A 17187-nucleotide genomic window follows, 5' to 3' on the forward strand; every position below is an offset into this window, starting at 1 on the left:
GCAACCGCCGATCACCGGCGCAACCTCATGACACCTCGCCGCGGCGCGTCGTTGGAAACGAAGCAGCACTGGTGCGGCGATCAGTTCGCCAACCCGCTATGAACGCGATACGGACGGCGGACCGCCCCCTCACCGCTTCTCGATCACGAGGCTCTGCACCACGCGGCCGAAATAGCCGCTCGCGTCGCCCAGGCGCGCCATCGCCAGCCCCGCACCGTCCGGGCCGATCCAGCTTTCGGCGTCGAGCAGAATCCAGTCCCCGAGCGGCTCGCGGGCCATGTTCACGGTGAGGTCGGCATTGAGGAACGTGTAGCTGTGGAAGTCGAGCGCGGCCGAGGTGCCGTTGCAGAAGTCGCTCGCGACCACGGCGCGCATCGCCTGCGATACGGCATGGCCTTCGACGAGCGGCCAGTCGACACGGTACCAGATCGCGCCCGGACCCTTGACGCCGAAGCGGCCGCGCGCGGCGCGGAGCGTCATGCCGCGCACGAAGGGGCTGGTCGAGAAATCAGCCGGCTCCGGCAGGGCCTCGTCGGGGCCGACCAGATCGACCGGCAGCTCGCGGACATCATCCGGCAGCGGCACCGCGTCCTGCCTGATCTTGAGCACCGTCGCGGTGACGACCACCGTGTCGCCGGCGCGCAAGCGCACGGCGCAGAGCTGGATCTTGCGCCCCTCGCGCAGCACCTCGGTCTCGATGAGGAGCTCTGCGAGCGGCACCGGGCGCATCAGGTCGATGGTGACGCGGGCGATGCGCATCGGCGACTTCGTGGGAATGCGCTCGGCCGCCCACACGGCCAGCGCCGATGGCGCAGACCCATGTTGCATGGTCGGATCCCATGGTCCCGCAGCATCGGGGCTGACGGCGACCCGATTGTCCGCGATGCGGAAGATCGGCCGCATCAGCGCGCGCCTCGCCACGTCTCAGCCGGCGCTGGCAAAGGCGCGGTCGGCGCCGTTGGGCAGTTCGATGTCGACCTCGAGCGTCGAGACATGCTTTCCCCGGTCCATGCGAACGATGACCTTGTCCGGATCAAGTACCACATGGCGCGAAACCACGGCGAGGATTTCCTCGCGCAGCTGCATCAGGAGATCGGGCTGGCCGCGCAGGCTGCGCTCATGCGCGAGCAGGATCTGCAGCCGCTCCCGCGCGACGGGCGCGGAGGCCGCACGCCCCGTAAAGAGCCGCAGCACACTCATGCAGCCCTCCGTCCCAGGAGCAGGTTCATCAGGCCCTTGCGCTCGGTCGGGATCTGCATCTCGACCTCCTCGCCGAGCAGGCGGCGCATCGCATCGTGATAGGCGCGCGCGGGGGCGCTGGCCGGGCTGTTGAGCGTCACCGGGCAGCCGACATTGGAGGCGCGCAGCACGTCCTGACTCTCCGGCACGATACCGAGCAGCGGCGTCGCCAGGATCTCCAGCACGTCGTCGATCGACAGCATCTCGCCGCGCGCGGCACGGCCGGCATCGTAGCGGGTGATGAGGATGTGCTTCTCGACGCGCTCGCCGTTCTCGGCGCGCACGGTCTTGGAATCGAGCATGCCGATGATGCGGTCGGAATCGCGCACCGACGACACTTCCGGATTGGTGACGATGAGGGCCTCGTCGGCATAGCGCATCGCCAGCATGGCGCCGCGCTCGATGCCGGCCGGGCTGTCGCAGATCACCCAGTCGAATGTCTTGCGCAGCTCGGTGATGACGCGGCCGACGCCGTCCTCGGTCAGCGCGTCCTTGTCCTTGGTCTGCGAGGCCGGCAGCAGCCACAGATTCTCCAGCCGCTTGTCGCGGATCAGGGCCTGCGGCAGCTTGGCGACGCCATGCACCACGTTGATGAGATCGAACACGACGCGGCGCTCCGCGCCCATCACCAGGTCGAGGTTGCGCAGGCCGACGTCGAAATCGACGACGACGACCTTCTCGCCGGCCTGCGCCAGCGCCGCGCCCATCGCCGCCGTCGTGGTGGTCTTGCCGACGCCACCCTTGCCCGACGTCACTACGAGTACTTTCGACATGTCACGAATCCTCCTGCTACTCAGTTCAATGCAACGATCTTCATGGAATGACCTTCGAGCCGCGCCTGCACGGCCCGGCCGCGCAACGCGGCGTCGATCTGCTCGGCGGTCTGGTAGTAGCCGTCGATCGCGACCAGCTCGGCCTCGATCTTCTGGCAGTAGATGCGCGCCGCCGCGTTGCCGTTGATACCGGCCATCGCGCGGCCGCGCAGCGCGCCGTAGACGTGGATCGAGCCGCCGGCGACGATCTCGGCGCCCGACGACACCGCGCCGAGCACGGTGACGTCGCCATCGGGAAACACGATCGACTGGCCCGAGCGTACGGGCTGGTCGAGCAGCAGCGAGGTCGGCTGCTGCAGCTGTGGCTTCTCCGGCTCGATCTCCTGCACGGCGCAGTGACGGCCGCCGGACAACAAGGGCGGCATGCCGAGCGACAGCCGCCCCTGCTCGACGCCTTCGAGCCCGAGCACGCGGATGTTGCGCGACTCGATGCTCTTGATGAGATGGGTGATGGCGAGCGGGCTCAGATCCAGCGCCGAGAGATCGAGCACGATCGGCTTGCCGACGAAGAAGCCGGGCGAGCCCGCGAGCGTTGCATCGAGCTCAGCCAGCCAATCGGCAATCGGCACAACCGGCGAAAACACGAAGGCGACGTAGGAGCGCCCGCGCAGACGAATAACAGGACGCACCGTTTCAGCGCTGGCACTCATGACCATCCGACCCAACCCTTCTTAGTGATTGGTTAACTGTCGGCGCCAGATGGTTAACGGATGGTTAAATCGACGCTAAGCCGCTCAAAAATCGACAGCGGCCCGCCCGACATAGTTCGATGATGATCGAATCAAGGCGCAATGTTGGCATCAATGAGACGCAATTCATGAGCATCTGCGTCAAGACCTGTCATGCCTCATTTTAATCACATCATGATGATAACTTTAACGTACATATAATTCGGAACCGACGGCTTTAGGAAGTTCCGATCGATTGACACTCGTCAGGGGGCGGGGCATGGGATCGATAGAGGCGCCCAAGGCACGGCAAACGTGCCACGGCGCCTTGCAGGAAGGGACTGCTGGCGTGCGATCGCTGATCGACGCGAAACGTCTGATTCTGCAAATGATTCCGTGTGATCTGAAGTGGCAGAACCGCTCCCGCTCTTCGTTTGAAACTAGCTCTCATACGACCGTGGCAGAAGCGTATCAGTTTACCGGAATCGAGCGTCAGAGGAGTAGCGTATGAGTTCGTTGAGTGAACAGAATCCGATGAACCCGCAGGACCCGCTGCACTATGCACCGCGGTGGCTGCGCGAACGTCCGGAAGCCGCGCGTCTATCTCTCGTCGGTGACAATGCCAAGGCAGCGGAGGCGGCCGAGCGTCCCGCTTCGGGACAGCAAGGACCGCTCGATGCTCGCCTGGAGACCGCCGTGTTCGAATCCCTTCGCCAATCGCTGAATCCCCAGGTCATGCGCGAGCCGCCGGATCTGGAGCGCGAGCGCGACCGCCGCTCGGTCGTGTTCAAGGTGGCCGGCCGCTTCGCCGCCGCAACCGGCGTCGCCGCCGTCGTCGCGCTGTTCTTCGTCAACATCGTGCCGGTGTGGCGCCAGCCCGACGCGAGCTCGTCCTTCGTCGCCGCCGTGCAGTCGATGAAGACGCTGCCGCCGGTCGCCGCCGACGTGCAGGACGCCAAGGCGGATCAGACCAGCGCGCTGCCGGAGCGGGTCGAGGCTCAGGCCGCCCCGGCGCTGTCGCAGTTCAAGTCGCTGCTCGCGGACGCTCCGGAGCCCGCGGCAGATTCCGACAATCCCGAAAAGCCCATGCTGCAGCAGTTCATGCAGTGGAACCAGAAGACGGGTCAGATGGAGCGGGTTCGCTAACCCTCTACGACTGATCCAGCTTCCAACACTTCACAGGCGACGATGATCGACGTCCTACCGCAGAAAGCGGCAGCACGCCGTCCGCTGGCTCACGCCCGTGTGGCAGCCATCCTGCTCGCGTCCCTCGTGGCCGGCGAGGCCGTTGCCGCGCCCGGCGAGAGTGTGAGCGTGGCGCGCCAGCTCGGCAGCCGCGTCGGCCCGATCATTGGCGCAGCACTCGCGTGCCGCGACATCGCCCGGCCGCGCATCCAGGCCATCATCGAGAAATTCCAGCTCGTCATCCGCGAGGCCGCGTCCAGCGAGGCCGACCGTGACGAGCTGACGCGCCTGCTCGACCGCTATGTGGCCGAAGGCCGCAGCCTTGTCACGTCAGGCCGGATGGATTGCGGCGGCGCCGACCGGCAGCTTGCCGATCTCGAACGATCCATCGCAGCGCCGCCTCCGGCGCGCGCGAACCTGCCTGCCGTGAGCATCGGACCTGCGACGGCGCAGGCCGCGACCGTCCCGGCGCAACTGCTGCCGCCGGCCGGCAACGTGCGCGGGGTGACGCAGAGCGAGATCAAGCTCGGCATGGTCATTCCCTACAGCGGACCGGTGAAGGAGAGCGGGCGACTGCTCAAGATCGGCGTCGAGACGGCGTTCAATCGCGCCAACGAGGCCGGCGGCGTCAACGGCCGCATGCTCAAGCTCGTCACCGCCGATGACGGCTACGATCCCGCGCGCACGCTGGATGCGATGAAGCAGCTCTACGAGAAGGAGCAGGTGTTCGGCTATATCTGCAATTTCGGCTCGGCCACCGCCGCGGTCGCCATCCCCTACGCGCTCGAGCGCCGCACGCTGTTCTTCGCGCCCTATACCGGCGCCAACGTCGTGCGCCACGATCCGCCCGACCGCTACGTCTTCAACTACCGGCCGAGCTATGCCGAGGAGACCGACGCGCTGGTCCATTATCTCGTGAAGATGCGAAGGCTGCATCCGCGCCAGATCGTCGTGTTCGCGCAGAACGACGCCTTCGGCGACGCGGGCTTCGCCGGCGTGGCAAAGGCATTCCGGACGCTCGGGGTGAGCGACAATTCGATCGTCCGGGTCAACTATCCGCGCAACACGGTCGAGGTCGACGACGCCATCAATCAGCTGAAGCTGCTGAAGACCCCGGTCAAGGCGGTGGTGATGCTGGCGACGACGCGTGCCGCCGCCAAGTTCATCGAGAAGGCCCAGGGCGTATTTCCAGGCGTCATCTTCGCCAACATCTCGGCGGTTGCTGGCTCGGCGCTCGCCAGCGAGCTGATGCTGCTCGGACCGCGCTACGCCGAGGGCGTGATCGTCAGCCAGACCGTGCCCGGCGTCTCCGGCTATTCGAGCCTGGTGCTCGAATACAAGACCGCACTTGCGAAATATGCCCCGGGCGAGCCGGCCGACTACACCTCGCTCGAGGGCTACATCGCGGCGAGCATCCTGATCGAGGGACTGAAGCGCGCCGGTCCGAACTTCGATACCGAGCAACTGGTCGAAACGCTCGAGAACATGCGCAACGTCGATCTCGGCCTCGGCACGCAGCTCGGCTTCGGCCGCGCCGAACACCAGGCTTCGCACAAGATCTGGGGCACGGCGCTTGACAACAGCGGCACCTACCAACCCGTCGAACTTGAATAGGATACCGCTGGAGGCGCGACGGCCTCGACTACCACGACAAAAGAGCGACAGAGAAACCCGACATTAATTCGAAATGCCACGAATAGTAGAACGAAGAGGGTTTGAAACAGGCTGAGCAGGTGGAAGGTTCGATGGCCGTGCGTTGGTCCACGTTGATCATCGGGAGTGTTTTCGCAGCTCCCTTCAGCCCCGCTCTGGCGGCGGCTCCCGACGTCGTCAGGGAGCTCGGCAGCCGGGTTGGGCCGATCGTGGGACAGGCCTCCGCCTGCCCGGACATCGCGCAGGGCCGCGTCCAGGGCATGGTCGACAAATTCCGCGAAGCCATCCGCCAGGCGACGAGGAATGACGGCGAGCGCGATCAGCTGACCCGCAGCTTCAATGGCTACATCGCCGAGGGCCGTAGTCGTACGGGCGCCTCGCAGGCGACCTGCGCGGCCGCGGAGCGGCAACTGACGGAGCTCGAACGCTCGCTCGGCGAGCCGGCTGCGGCGACGGCCCCGATCACACCGGTCAAGGCCGAAACGACGACCGGCGCCGTCACCGCCGGCCCCGTGCGCGGCATCACCGACCGCGAGATCCGCTTCGGCATGGTCCTGCCGTTCTCCGGCATCCGCAAGGAGACCGGGCGTCAGATGCGCCAGGGCATCGAGGCCGCGTTCGCACGCACCAACGATGCCGGCGGCGTCAACGGGCGCATGCTCCGCCTCGTGGCGGCGGACGACGGCTACGATCCGAACCGCACGCTGGCGGCGATGACGCAGCTCTACGACAAGGAGCAGGTGTTCGGCTTCATCGGCAACGTCGGCACCGCCAACTCGCAGGTGGCGATCCCCTATGCGCTGGAGCGGCGCACGCTGTTCTTCGCGCCGAACACCGGCGCAGCCGTGGTGCGACGCGATCCGCCGGATCGCTACGTCTTCAACTATCGGGCGAGCTACGCAGAGGAGACTGCCGCGCTGGTGCGCTACCTGATCAGGATGAAGCGCGTCTCGCCCAAGCAGATCGCAGTGTTCACCCAGCAGGACCCATTCGGCGACGACGGTTACACCGGTGTCGCGAAGGCCTACCGACAGTTGAACATCGGCGATACCGTGACGCGAATCAACTATCCGCGCGCGACGATGGACGTGGAAGAGGCGGTCAATCAGGTCAAGGCGCACAAGCCGGGACTGAAGGCGATCATCATGGTCGCGACCGATCGCGCCGCCGCGAAGTTCATCGAGAAGACGCGCGACGCGGTGCCGGGCCTGATCTACGCCAACGTGTCCGCCGTCGGCTCGACCTCGCTCGCGACCGAGCTCAAGCTGCTCGGCCCGCGCTTCACCAACGGCGTCATCGTGACGCAGGGCGTGCCGGCGGTTTCGGGCTACTCAAGCCTCGTGCTCGACTACAAGAACGCCCTGGCCAAATACGCGCCCGGCGAGGCACCGGACTACACGTCACTCGAAGGCTATATCTCGGCGACGATTTTGATCCAGGCGCTGAAGCAGACCAATCCGCTCGACACCGAGCGGCTGATCGACACGCTCGAATCGATGCGCAGCCTCGATCTCGGCCTCGGCACGACGCTCGCATTTGGACGCGCGGAGCACCAGGCCTCGCACAAGATCTGGGGCACCGCACTCGACGAAACCGGCACGTATCAGGCAATCGAACTTGAGTAGAATTAGCTTCGAAGGGGAAGAACTGGTGAAGACGTTTCGTTAGCAGGTCCTAAAGTATGATCGGAAAAAGGCGTGTCGGGTTACCGAAATGGTCATGCTCTTAGGAAAGGCTGGTCTGTGCATGGTGACGGTCTTATGTCTTCTCCGTCGCAGACACGGCGTCAATTCACCAGGCGGAAGACCTGGATGGGGTCCAAAGTGGGATAGTGGCAATGAACTTTCGTTGTAGCGTGTTCTTGGTTGCGGCATTGCTCGCAACGCCCGCCAGCGCGGCGGGCACCAATGCGGATGTGGTGCGTAATCTTGCGAGCCGGGTCGGGCCGATCGTGGGAGCAGCATCCGCCTGTCAGGCGATCGACCAGGGCCGCGTTCAGGCCATTGTCGACAAGTTTCGCGAGGTGATCCGGGAGGCCTCCACCGGCGGCTCGGATCGTGACGAGCTCACCCGCGTCTTCAACGGCTACGTCGCCGATGGACGCAACCGCGTCGGGGCGGCTCAGACCGACTGTAACTCCGCGGGCCGCCAGCTCGCCGAGCTCGAGCGCTCGCTCGGGCAAAGCGCGCCGAGCCAGACCGCCACCAGCCTCGCCGGGGTGATCGCCCCGTCCGCGGCTGTCGCTGCGACGGCACCGACCGCGACGCTGCCGCCGGCGTCCACGACCAACGTCCAGGGCGTCACCGCCAACGAGATCCGCTTCGGCATCGCCGCTCCGTTCTCCGGCGCTGCCAAGGAGCTCGGCCGCCAGATGAAGATGGGCATCGAGGCCGCCTTCAACCGCGCCAACGACGCCGGCGGCATCGCCGGGCGCTCGCTGCGGCTCTATTCGGCCGACGACGGCTACGAGCCGTCGCGGACGCTGGACGCGATGAAGCAGCTCTACGAGAAGGACAAGGTGTTCGGCTTCGTCGGCAATGTCGGCACGCCGACCTCTGCCGTGGCGATGCCTTACGCCCTGCAGCGTCGCGTGCTGTTCTACGGCGCGTTCACCGGCGCCAACCTGCTGCGCAACGATCCGCCGGATCGCTACGTGTTCAACTACCGCGCCAGCTACGCGGAAGAGACCGACACCGTGGTGCGCTACCTCGTCAAGCTCCGCCGCCTGCCGGCCAAGGACATTGCCGTGTTCGCGCAGCAGGACGCCTATGGTGATGCCGGCTTCTCCGGCGTGGCCAAGGCCTTCCGCTCGCTCGGTCTCGCCGACACGTCCATCTTGCGCCTCAACTACAAGCGCAACACGGTCGACGTCGACGACGCGGTCAACCAGCTGAGGGCGTTGAAGAACCCGCCCAAGGCGATCGTCATGGTCGCAACCTATCGCGCCGCCGCGAAGTTCATCGAGAAGACGCGCGATCTGTTCCCGCACATGATCTACACCAACGTCTCCTTCGTGGGTTCGACCGAGCTCTCCGACGAGCTGATGCTGCTCGGCCCGCGCTATGCCAGCGGCGTGATCGTCACCCAGGTGGTGCCGGCCGTCGGCGGCTATTCGAGCGCCGTGCTCGAATACAAGAGCGCGCTGGAGAAGTACTTCCCGGGCGAGGCGCCGTCCTACGTGTCGTTCGAGGGCTACGTCTCGGCCAACGTGCTGATCCAGGCGCTGCGCCGGGTCGGCCCGCAGCTCGACACCGAGGCGCTGATCGACACGCTGGAGAACATGCGTGACATCGATCTCGGTCTCGGCGCCAAGCTCGGCTTCGGCCGCGCCGAGCACCAGGCCTCGCACAAGATCTGGGGCACCGCGCTGGACGAGCGCGGCAAGTTCCAGGCGATCGAGCTGGAGTAGCTCGCCCGCTCTGTTGCGGCCTCGGCAAAAAAAAGCGCGACAGCCCTGGCTGCCGCGCTTTTCTTCTGTCCGGCGCGAAGCCGCTCAGAGCGGCGGATCGATCGCTTCGTCATATTCCTTCTTGAAGCGCGCGATCAGCTCGGCGGCGGGCAGCACGTCCTTGATGGCGCCGATGCCCTGCCCCGATCCCCAGATCTCCTTCCATGCCTTCGGCTTGGCGCGCTCGCCCGAGGCATCGGTGCCGAAGCTCATCTTCGACGGGTCGGAGGTCGGGAGGTTGTCCGGATCGAGGCCCGCGGCGACGATCGACGGCTTCAGGTAGTTGCCGTGCACGCCGGTGAACAGGTTCGAATAGACGATGTCGTCGGCGCCGGACTTGGTGATCATGTCCTTGTAGCTTTCGACCGCATTCGCCTCCTTGGTGGCGATGAAGGCCGAGCCGATATAGGCGAAGTCGGCGCCGAGGACGCGCGCGGCGCGGATGGCACGGCCGTTCGCGATCGCGCCGGACAGCGCGATGGGGCCGTCGAACCAGCTCCGGGTCTCCGCCACGAAGGCAAACGGCGAGATCGTGCCGGCATGTCCACCGGCGCCGGCCGCGACCAGGATCAGGCCGTCGGCGCCCTTCTCGATCGCCTTGTGGGCGAAGAACTGATTGATGACGTCGTGGAAGACGATGCCGCCCCAGGCATGCGCCGCCTGGTTCAGCTCCTCGCGCGCGCCGAGCGAGGTGATCATCATCGGCACCTTGTACTTCTCGCACAGCGCGAGATCCTGCTCGAGCCGGTTGTTGGAGCGGTGCACGATCTGGTTGACGGCGAACGGCGCCGACGGGCGCTCCGGATGCGCCCGGTCATAGGCGGCGAGCTCTTCCGTGATGCGCGCCAGCCATTCGTCGAGCAGCGCGGCCGGCCGCGCGTTCAGCGCCGGAAACGAACCGACCACGCCGGCCTTGCACTGCGCGATCACCAGGTCGGGCACGGAGATGATGAACAGCGGCGAGCCGATCACCGGGATCGACAGGCGACCCTTGAACAAGGCGGGCATGGACATGGATGGGAATTCCTCGTTGTGAAATGCGGAGACGCTCGTGATCGCGAGCATGCCCGACATCAAGCTGTGATGGCAATTCGCCCGCAGAGGGACCGGAAAAGCCCGATCACGGTCTTGCGTTGAGGCGCTGGCATGCAGGCGTCATTGGCAGAGTGCCGAGGTGACGAAGGTATCTGTGCGGCAGTCGCCCGGCTTGCGCTGCCGGCCCGGGATCAGCACCCTGGCCGAGCAGGTCTCTGCGGAATCGGTGTTGAGGCTTTTGCCTTCCTTGTAGCCCTTGCCCTGGCACAGCCGGTCGGCGCCGAGCTTGCAATCCGGCGTGCCATTGGTGGCAATCGGGCAGACCGAGCGGCCGGTGATCATGCTCGAGGGCTTGGCGAGGCGCGACAAGGTCTCGCCGGTCTCCTTCAGCACGTCCTTGGTGTCGGCGCCGCCCTTCGGCGCGACCGGGCCACTGGGCTGCGGTGAAGCGGCGGGCGGATCCGCGGCAGCGCCGGTGGGATCGCTGCCGGCCGCCGGCGGCTCGGCGCGGGCATCGCCCGAAGGTTTCAGCGGAATGATCGACATCTTCTCGAACAGCTTGCCGAGCTCCTCCACCAGACCCGGATTGGGGGGCGGCGCAGGCTGGACGGCAGGCGCCTGCTGCGGTGGCTGTTGCGGCGCTTCTCGCAGCCCCAAGGAAGGCGTCGTTTGCGCGCATGCCGCGGCGGCAGAGAGCACGGAGACGACCACGAGCAGCGCCGCCCCCGCCCCCCGCCCCGGGCGCAGCGGCCGCATCAGATCAGCTTCACGGCAATGACGAAGCCGGCCACCAGCACGGCCGCGCCGATCGCCACCCACAGGCCGAGATGCCTCTCGATGCGCACCCTGATCCATTCGCCATAGCGGTTGAGCAATATCGCGGCGATAAAGAAGCGGCCACCGCGCGCGATGATCGAGCAGACGATGAACAGAAACAGATTATAGCCGGCGAAGCCCGACGTGATCGTGACCAGCTTGTAGGGGATCGGCGTCAATCCCTTCAGCAGGATGATGACGGCGCCCCACTCGGCATAGGACGCCCGGAACGCCTCGACCTTGTCGCCGAGGCCGTAGAGCTGGATCAGCCAATGGCCGAGCGAGTCATAGAGCAGCGCACCGATGCCGTAGCCGACGATGCCACCGAGGACCGAGGCCACCGTGCAGACGCCGGCGAACAGCCAGGCCCGCTGCGGCTTCGCCAGCGACATCGGGATCAGCATCACATCCGGCGGCACCGGAAAGAACGAGCTTTCAGCGAAGGCGACCGCGGCCATGATCCACATGGCATGCGGCTTGTGGGCGGCGTCGATACACCAGTCGTAGATCCGTCTGAGCATGGTGGCGATGAAGCAAACCGGGCAGGATTTGTCCATGGCCCATATGCCGGTCCGAATCGGACCGCCACACTAGTGCCGCTTGCGGATCGTCCGGTCGGCCGCGACGATCGGTCGCCCCGCCACCCGTCCGGGCGCGGCCTTGGCGACCTTCGCGGGCGATTTCGGCAGCTTCTCGGCGATGCCGAGCATCAGCTCGCGCCGTTCCATCTCGCGCCAGACGTCCTCGGGCTGGACATCGAGCTCGGCCCACAGCACGGCCAGATTGTAGATCAGGTCGGCGCTTTCGCGCACCACGGCCTGGGCGTCGCCGCCGACGGCATCGATCGCGACCTCGATCGCCTCTTCGGCGAGCTTCTTGGCCATCTTGGCCGTGCCCTGCTGCATCAGCTTGGCCGTGCGCGATCGCGCGGGGTCGAGATCCCTGGCCGCCAGGACAGCGCGATAGAGCCGATCGATCGAATCAGTCATCTCGCCACACTAGTTAAAATCGATGGCCCGCATATTAACGTTCGCAGCAGGCAAGAAAAAATCCGCCGGCACGGGGCCGGCGGATCGTCTCATCCGATCTCACATCACCAATGCGGGTGATGATGATAGCCGCCACCGTAATAGGGGCCGCCGCCGTAATACTGATAGCGCGGCCCGTAGCCGTAATAGGCCGGCCGGCCATAGTAATAATTGTCCTCGTAGTAGGAACGGCGGTTCTGCGCCGCCGCGATGGCGAGGCCGGTGCCGACGATGCCGGCAAAGGCAGCCGCAGCCGCCGCACCGCCATTGCCGCGATAGTGGCGCCGGCGCGCGCTGACATCGGTCAGGCCGCCATCATTGGCCGTCTTGGCGACGACGCCCTTCTCGGCCGGCGCGGAGCCGGCAAAGGCGAGTGTCGGCTGCACGGCCGTCAAAGTCACCGCGGCCACCGTCGCCAGGACGGTAGCACGGCCAAAGCGGGAAAAACTTCCGCGCTGTGCGATCATATGTTTTCTCCGTACGATCCAATCTCGCGCACCAACTCGCGAACTGCGCCCACAGTTCCCCTCGCGAAACCCGGAGTCGAAGCCGCAAATCGCCGCAGGCCTTGCTCATGGACCATTCACATTCGATCCGACATGATTAGGCACCGCCGGCCCCGAGCGGGCAGCGAGACAGCGACGTTGTCACGAAATTGACATAACGATCCCGCGGCTCGATCCCGCGACGGCCGGCGAACTGATTAGAATACCGGCGTGACAAGACCGGTACGGCCTGCGAATACCGGCGTGACATGATGCGCATGCGACGATCCCTCACCCTGCTTGCTTTGGCGCTCCTCGCCGTCGTCGTCGTGCCCTCATGCCTGTCGCGACAGGAAGCTGCGGCGGAGGAGCCGAAACGTCCGGTCGCCGTCATGTTCGCGCTGGATCGGCCGCTCGATGGCAGCATGGCGCCACTGGTCCTCGCCGCCAGCCGCGGGCTGTTTGCCACCGAAAGCGTGACGGTCACCATCACCACGGCCAAGGGCTCTCCCGATGCGATCGCGCGGGTCGCTTCCGGCGAGGCCGACATGGCGCTCGCCGACATCAACGAGCTGATCCGCTATCGCGACGCGTCGAACAGCCAGCCGGTCAAGGCCGTGTTCGTGCTGTTCAACAGGGCGCCTTACGCGATCATCGCGCGCAGGAGTCGCGGCATCAACGGGCTCGGCGACATCGAAGGCAAAACGCTCGGCGTCGCCGAGGGCGATCTCTCGATCCGGCTGTGGCCGGCGGTCGTGAGGCACAACCATCTCAGGCCCGAGACCATCAAGCTGTCGCGCGTCGGCGCGGCCGTGCGCGAGCCGATCCTGTCGGCCGGCCAGGTCGATGCCGTCAGCGGCTTCTCGTATCTCTCGGCGATCAATCTGCGCGACCGCGGCGTGCCCGCCGCCGATCTCGCGGTGCTGCGCTTCGCTGATTATGGCTGCGAGGCCTATGGCCATGCGGTGATCGTCAATCCCGGCTTTGCGGCCAAGCAGCCGGCTGCCGTGAAGGGCTTCCTGCGCGCGCTGACGTCGGGCCTCCAGCTTGCCATCAAGGACCCTGCCGGCGCGATCGCCGACGTGGTGGGCCGGATGGATGACGGCTCCCGCGAGCTCGAGCTGCAGCGGCTGCAGAGCGTGCTCGTCGAGAACGTGCTGACGCCGGACGTCCGACGCGATGGCATCGGCGGCATCGATCCCGCCCGGTTCGAGCGGGCCCTCGACCAACTCGCCGAGGACGGCAAATTCCACCACAAGCGTCCGCAACCCGCCGACATCTTCGACGACAGCTTCCTGCCGCCCGCCGACAGCCGGCTGGTCAACTGAGCGCTCGCCGCGGCGGCCGTTCCCTTGCTAACATGGCGCCGCGCGCCCAGCGCTGATTCCAACTGCCGACACGAAGCGCCCCGCCCATGTCCCTGCTCCGCATCTATGCCCGCGTGCTCCATCTGCTCGGAAAGGAGGCGCGGCTCGGCTGGTTTCTCGCGATCGCCAACCTGGCGCTGGCGGTGGCGCAGTTCGCCGAGCCGGTGCTGTTCGGACGCATTGTCGACTCGCTCTCGGGAAACGCCTCGACCAGCACCGCCTGGCCGCTGCTGGCGGCCTGGGCCGGATTCGGGCTGTTCACGATACTGGCCAGCGCCTGGGTCGCGCTGCAGGCCGACCGGCTGGCGCACCGGCAGCGCCATGCGGTGCTGACGAGCTATTTCGAGCACATCTTGCAGCTACCGCTGACGTTCCATTCCGGCACCCATTCCGGCCGACTGATGAAGGTGATGATCAACGGCACCGACGCGCTGTGGAAGCTGTGGCTGTCGTTCTTCCGCGAGCACTTCGCCGCGATCATGTCGGTGCTGGTGCTGCTGCCGCTGTCGCTCTATCTGAACTGGCGGCTCGCGATCCTCTTGTTCGTGCTGTGCGTCGTGTTCACCGTGCTGACGACCCTGGTCGTGCGCAAGACCTACGGCATGCAGAGCGAGGTCGAGGAGCATTACAGCGACCTGTCGGCGCGTGCCTCCGACGCGCTCGGCAACGTCGCGCTGGTGCAGAGCTTCGTGCGCATCGATGCCGAGGTGCAGGGCCTGCGCACCGTGGCCGGACAATTGCTGTCGGTGCAGATGCCGGTGCTCGGCTGGTGGGCGCTGGTGACGGTCATCACGCGTGCCTCGACCACCATCACCGTGCTCGCGATCTTCACGCTGGGCATCGCCCTGCATCAGGCCGGGCTGACGTCCGTGGGCGAGATCGTGATGTTCGTGTCGTTCGCGACCATGCTGATCCAGAAGCTCGAGCAGGTCGTGTCCTTCATCAACAACGTGTTCATGGAGGCGCCGCGGCTGGCCGAGTTCTTCACCGTGCTCGATGCGGTGCCGGCCGTGCGCGACCGCCCCGACGCGATCGAGGTCGGCCGGCTCTCGGGCCTGGTCGAATTCAACGACGTCTCGTTCTCCTATGACGGCAAGCGTCCGGCGGTGGAGGACCTCACCTTCACCGCGCTGCCCGGCCAGACCATCGCGCTGGTCGGACCGACCGGCGCCGGCAAGTCGACCGCGATTGCACTCTTGCATCGCGCCTTCGATCCGCAATCCGGCTTCATCAGGATCGACGGCATGGACGTCCGCGGATTGAAGCTCGCGGCACTGCGCAGGAACATCGGCGTCGTGTTCCAGGAGGCGCTGCTGTTCAATCGCTCGATCCGCGAGAACCTTTTGGTCGGCAAGCCGGACGCGACCGACGAGGAGCTGCGCACCGCCGCCGCGCGCGCCCAGGCGCTCGATTTCATCGATCGTGCCGACCAGGGCTTCGATACCAACGCCGGCGAGCGCGGCCGCATGCTGTCCGGTGGCGAGCGCCAGCGGCTCTCGATCGCGCGTGCCCTCTTGAAGGATCCTCCGATCCTGATTCTCGACGAGGCGACCTCCGCGCTCGATGCCGTCACCGAGGCCAAGCTCAACGCGGCGCTCGACGAGGTGATGAAGGGACGCACGACCTTCGTGATCGCACACCGGCTCTCGACGATTCGCAATGCAACGAGAATCCTGGTGTTCGAGAACGGGCGCGTGATCGAAAGCGGAACGTTCGATGAACTCGTTGCCAAGGGCGGCCATTTCGCGGAACTCGCGAAGGCCCAGTTCATGGTGCAGGAGAACGCACGCGCGTCGCTTGTCGCGCCGGACAGCGACGGCACCACCGTCAAGGCCTGATCGCGGGACGCTTTCATCGTGGAATTGAATGGCTGGGCTCTGTTCGCCAGCGTCGAGCCGGTATAGGTTCGCGACCTGCCGCAACCGAAGCGGCACCGGACACGCTTGAAACCCGAAAGCCCGTTTGCCCACCTCGCCGCGCGAGGCGGGTCTCAAAGGACCGGATCTGACCAGTGCAGACGCTTCGCCTGTTGTTCCGCTATTCCCCGATCAAGATCATCGTTCTCGCTGCCGCTCTCGTGCTCGCGCCGCGCTGGGCCCATGCCGAGGCGCTGCTGCTCGTCGAAGCCGACACCGGCAAGGTGCTGGAAGCGCAGAACGCGACCTATCCCTGGTACCCAGCATCGGTCACCAAGCTGATGACCGCCTATGTCACCTTGAAGGCGGTCAAGGACGGCAGGATTACGCTCGACACGCTGTTCACGGTCTCGCCGACCGCGGCTTCGCAGTCGCCGTCGAAGATGGGCTACCGGCCGGGCACGCAGCTCACCGTCGACAACGCGCTCAAGATGATGCTGGTGAAGTCCGCCAATGACATGGCGGTGGTGCTCGCCGAGGGCGTCGGCGGCTCCATCGACGGCTTCTCGGCGATGATGAACGACACCGCCCGCAAGCTCGGCATGACGCAGACCAGCTACGTCAATCCGAACGGACTGCCCGCCGACGGCCAGATCACTTCGGCGCGTGATCTCGCGATCCTGGCGCGCGCCATCATCCGCGATCTTCCCGAGTACGAATACTTCGTCCACATCCCGTCGATCCGCTACGGCCGCCGCGTGGTGCAGAACTTCAACAAGCTGATCGGGCGCTATCCCGGCGCCGACGGTTTCAAGACCGGTTTCATCTGCGCCTCGGGCTACAATCTGGTGGCGTCGGCGACCCGCAACGGCAAGCGCCTGATCGCGGTGGTGCTCGGCGCCTCCTCGGGACAGATGCGCGCCGTGCGCGCGATCCAGATGCTCGACCGCGGCTTCAACGGCAACCAGCTGAGCTGGCTGAAGTCGCCGCTCGGCACGGTCGATCAGTTGGCCCCGGTCGACGCGACGCCGCCCAACCTGCGCGACGACATGTGCAACGGCCGCCGCCACCGGCCGGCCAGCGATGAGGACGAGGACACCGTTGCCGGTGCGGACGGCGAAGCGACCGGCGGCACCCTGCTCGCCGGCCTGCAGGCGCCGTCCATGAAGCCGTCCGAACTGCTGGCGGCGGCCCCCGCTCCGTCCGAGCCGGTCGTGGTCTACACCGGCCCGACGCGCACCGGCGCGGCGCTGATCGCAGCTGTCGCCGCCGATGCCGACGCGCAGACCCCGGCCAGGCACCGCGGCAAGAAGGCGCATGCCGCCGCCCGCAAGGATGCCAAGCCGGCGACCCGGACCGCCGCCAAGACCGATGCGGATGCGAAGGCCGCGGCCAAGCCGTCGGATGCCAAGCCGTCGAACGCCAAGCCGGGCGCGGCACGCCACGTCGCCGCCAAGCACGAAGCCGGCGGAAAACCGGCGGAAAAAGCCGGCTCCGACGCGCCCAAGCCCACCAAGCCCAAGGCCGCCGCAAAGCCGAAGACGGACGGCAAGCCCGCGCCGAAGGACGGCTGA

Annotated in this window: 16 protein-coding genes; 7 read left to right on the forward strand and 9 right to left on the reverse strand. The window is 66.3% G+C overall.

Annotated elements, in window-relative coordinates:
* Positions 1-129: 129 nt before the first annotated feature.
* Genes ACQR1F_RS21775 through minC form a run of 4 tightly spaced genes read right to left on the reverse strand, consistent with a single transcriptional unit; the run spans position 130 to position 2728 of the window.
* Positions 130-903 carry a thioesterase family protein gene (locus ACQR1F_RS21775; RefSeq protein WP_434913839.1) on the reverse strand — a complete coding sequence of 258 codons (774 nt, stop codon included), beginning with the start codon at positions 901-903 and terminating at the stop codon, positions 130-132.
* 21 nt (positions 904-924) lie between these two features.
* Positions 925-1200, reverse strand: a complete 276-nt coding sequence (gene minE / locus ACQR1F_RS21780; RefSeq protein WP_315716282.1) for a cell division topological specificity factor MinE — start codon at positions 1198-1200, stop codon at positions 925-927.
* The gene (gene minD, locus ACQR1F_RS21785) at positions 1197-2012 is read right to left on the reverse strand and encodes a septum site-determining protein MinD (RefSeq protein ID WP_315804603.1); all 816 of its coding nucleotides are present in this window, start codon (positions 2010-2012) and stop codon (positions 1197-1199) included. Before minD ends, minE begins: the two co-directional genes overlap by 4 nt.
* Before the next feature lie 20 nt (positions 2013-2032).
* Positions 2033-2728 (reverse strand): septum site-determining protein MinC, encoded by a 696-nt coding sequence (gene minC / locus ACQR1F_RS21790; protein ID WP_316181120.1) that lies wholly within the window; start codon positions 2726-2728, stop codon positions 2033-2035.
* Between the two features lie 519 nt (positions 2729-3247).
* Here minC and ACQR1F_RS21795 point away from each other — a divergent pair.
* From ACQR1F_RS21795 to ACQR1F_RS21810, 4 genes are all read left to right on the forward strand, one after another.
* Positions 3248-3886 carry a hypothetical protein gene (locus ACQR1F_RS21795; RefSeq protein WP_315804605.1) on the forward strand — a complete coding sequence of 213 codons (639 nt, stop codon included), beginning with the start codon at positions 3248-3250 and terminating at the stop codon, positions 3884-3886.
* A gap of 42 nt (positions 3887-3928) precedes the next feature.
* Entirely contained in the window at positions 3929-5539 is a 1611-nt protein-coding gene (locus ACQR1F_RS21800) for an ABC transporter substrate-binding protein (RefSeq protein WP_434838044.1), read from the forward strand.
* 131 nt (positions 5540-5670) lie between these two features.
* A complete protein-coding gene (locus tag ACQR1F_RS21805; RefSeq protein ID WP_434881752.1) occupies positions 5671-7203 on the forward strand; it encodes an ABC transporter substrate-binding protein in 1533 nt (510 codons plus the stop codon).
* Between the two features lie 212 nt (positions 7204-7415).
* On the forward strand, positions 7416-8987 hold the full coding sequence (locus ACQR1F_RS21810) for an ABC transporter substrate-binding protein (RefSeq protein WP_316218038.1): 1572 nt from the start codon (positions 7416-7418) through the stop codon (positions 8985-8987).
* 84 nt (positions 8988-9071) lie between these two features.
* Here ACQR1F_RS21810 and ACQR1F_RS21815 read toward each other — a convergent pair whose 3' ends face one another.
* The 5 genes from ACQR1F_RS21815 to ACQR1F_RS21835 form a co-directional block, all read right to left on the reverse strand.
* Entirely contained in the window at positions 9072-10040 is a 969-nt protein-coding gene (locus tag ACQR1F_RS21815; protein ID WP_315804609.1) for an NAD(P)H-dependent flavin oxidoreductase, read from the reverse strand.
* Positions 10041-10181: 141 nt separating this feature from the next.
* Positions 10182-10817 (reverse strand): hypothetical protein, encoded by a 636-nt coding sequence (locus ACQR1F_RS21820; RefSeq protein ID WP_434913840.1) that lies wholly within the window; start codon positions 10815-10817, stop codon positions 10182-10184.
* A complete protein-coding gene (locus ACQR1F_RS21825; RefSeq protein ID WP_315804684.1) occupies positions 10817-11398 on the reverse strand; it encodes a YqaA family protein in 582 nt (193 codons plus the stop codon). The genes ACQR1F_RS21820 and ACQR1F_RS21825 overlap by 1 nt, the downstream gene beginning before the upstream one ends.
* 69 nt (positions 11399-11467) lie before the next feature.
* The gene (hisE, locus tag ACQR1F_RS21830; RefSeq protein WP_316181109.1) at positions 11468-11866 is read right to left on the reverse strand and encodes a phosphoribosyl-ATP diphosphatase; all 399 of its coding nucleotides are present in this window, start codon (positions 11864-11866) and stop codon (positions 11468-11470) included.
* Between the two features lie 104 nt (positions 11867-11970).
* Positions 11971-12372: a hypothetical protein gene (locus tag ACQR1F_RS21835; RefSeq protein ID WP_316181108.1), complete on the reverse strand. Its 402-nt coding sequence runs from the start codon at positions 12370-12372 to the stop codon at positions 11971-11973.
* A gap of 290 nt (positions 12373-12662) precedes the next feature.
* Between ACQR1F_RS21835 and ACQR1F_RS21840 the strand changes: the two genes are divergently transcribed.
* From ACQR1F_RS21840 to ACQR1F_RS21850, 3 genes are all read left to right on the forward strand, one after another.
* Complete coding sequence (locus ACQR1F_RS21840) at positions 12663-13718, forward strand: ABC transporter substrate-binding protein (RefSeq protein ID WP_434913841.1); 1056 nt, start codon at positions 12663-12665, stop codon at positions 13716-13718.
* Between the two features lie 86 nt (positions 13719-13804).
* Positions 13805-15595, forward strand: coding sequence for a glucan ABC transporter ATP-binding protein/ permease (locus ACQR1F_RS21845; protein WP_315804614.1), 1791 nt, complete (start codon positions 13805-13807; stop codon positions 15593-15595).
* A 173-nt stretch (positions 15596-15768) separates the two neighbouring features.
* Complete coding sequence (locus ACQR1F_RS21850) at positions 15769-17187, forward strand: serine hydrolase (RefSeq protein WP_434913842.1); 1419 nt, start codon at positions 15769-15771, stop codon at positions 17185-17187.

This window comes from Bradyrhizobium sp. HKCCYLS3013 (assembly GCF_051167615.1).
Lineage (GTDB): Bacteria > Pseudomonadota > Alphaproteobacteria > Rhizobiales > Xanthobacteraceae > Bradyrhizobium.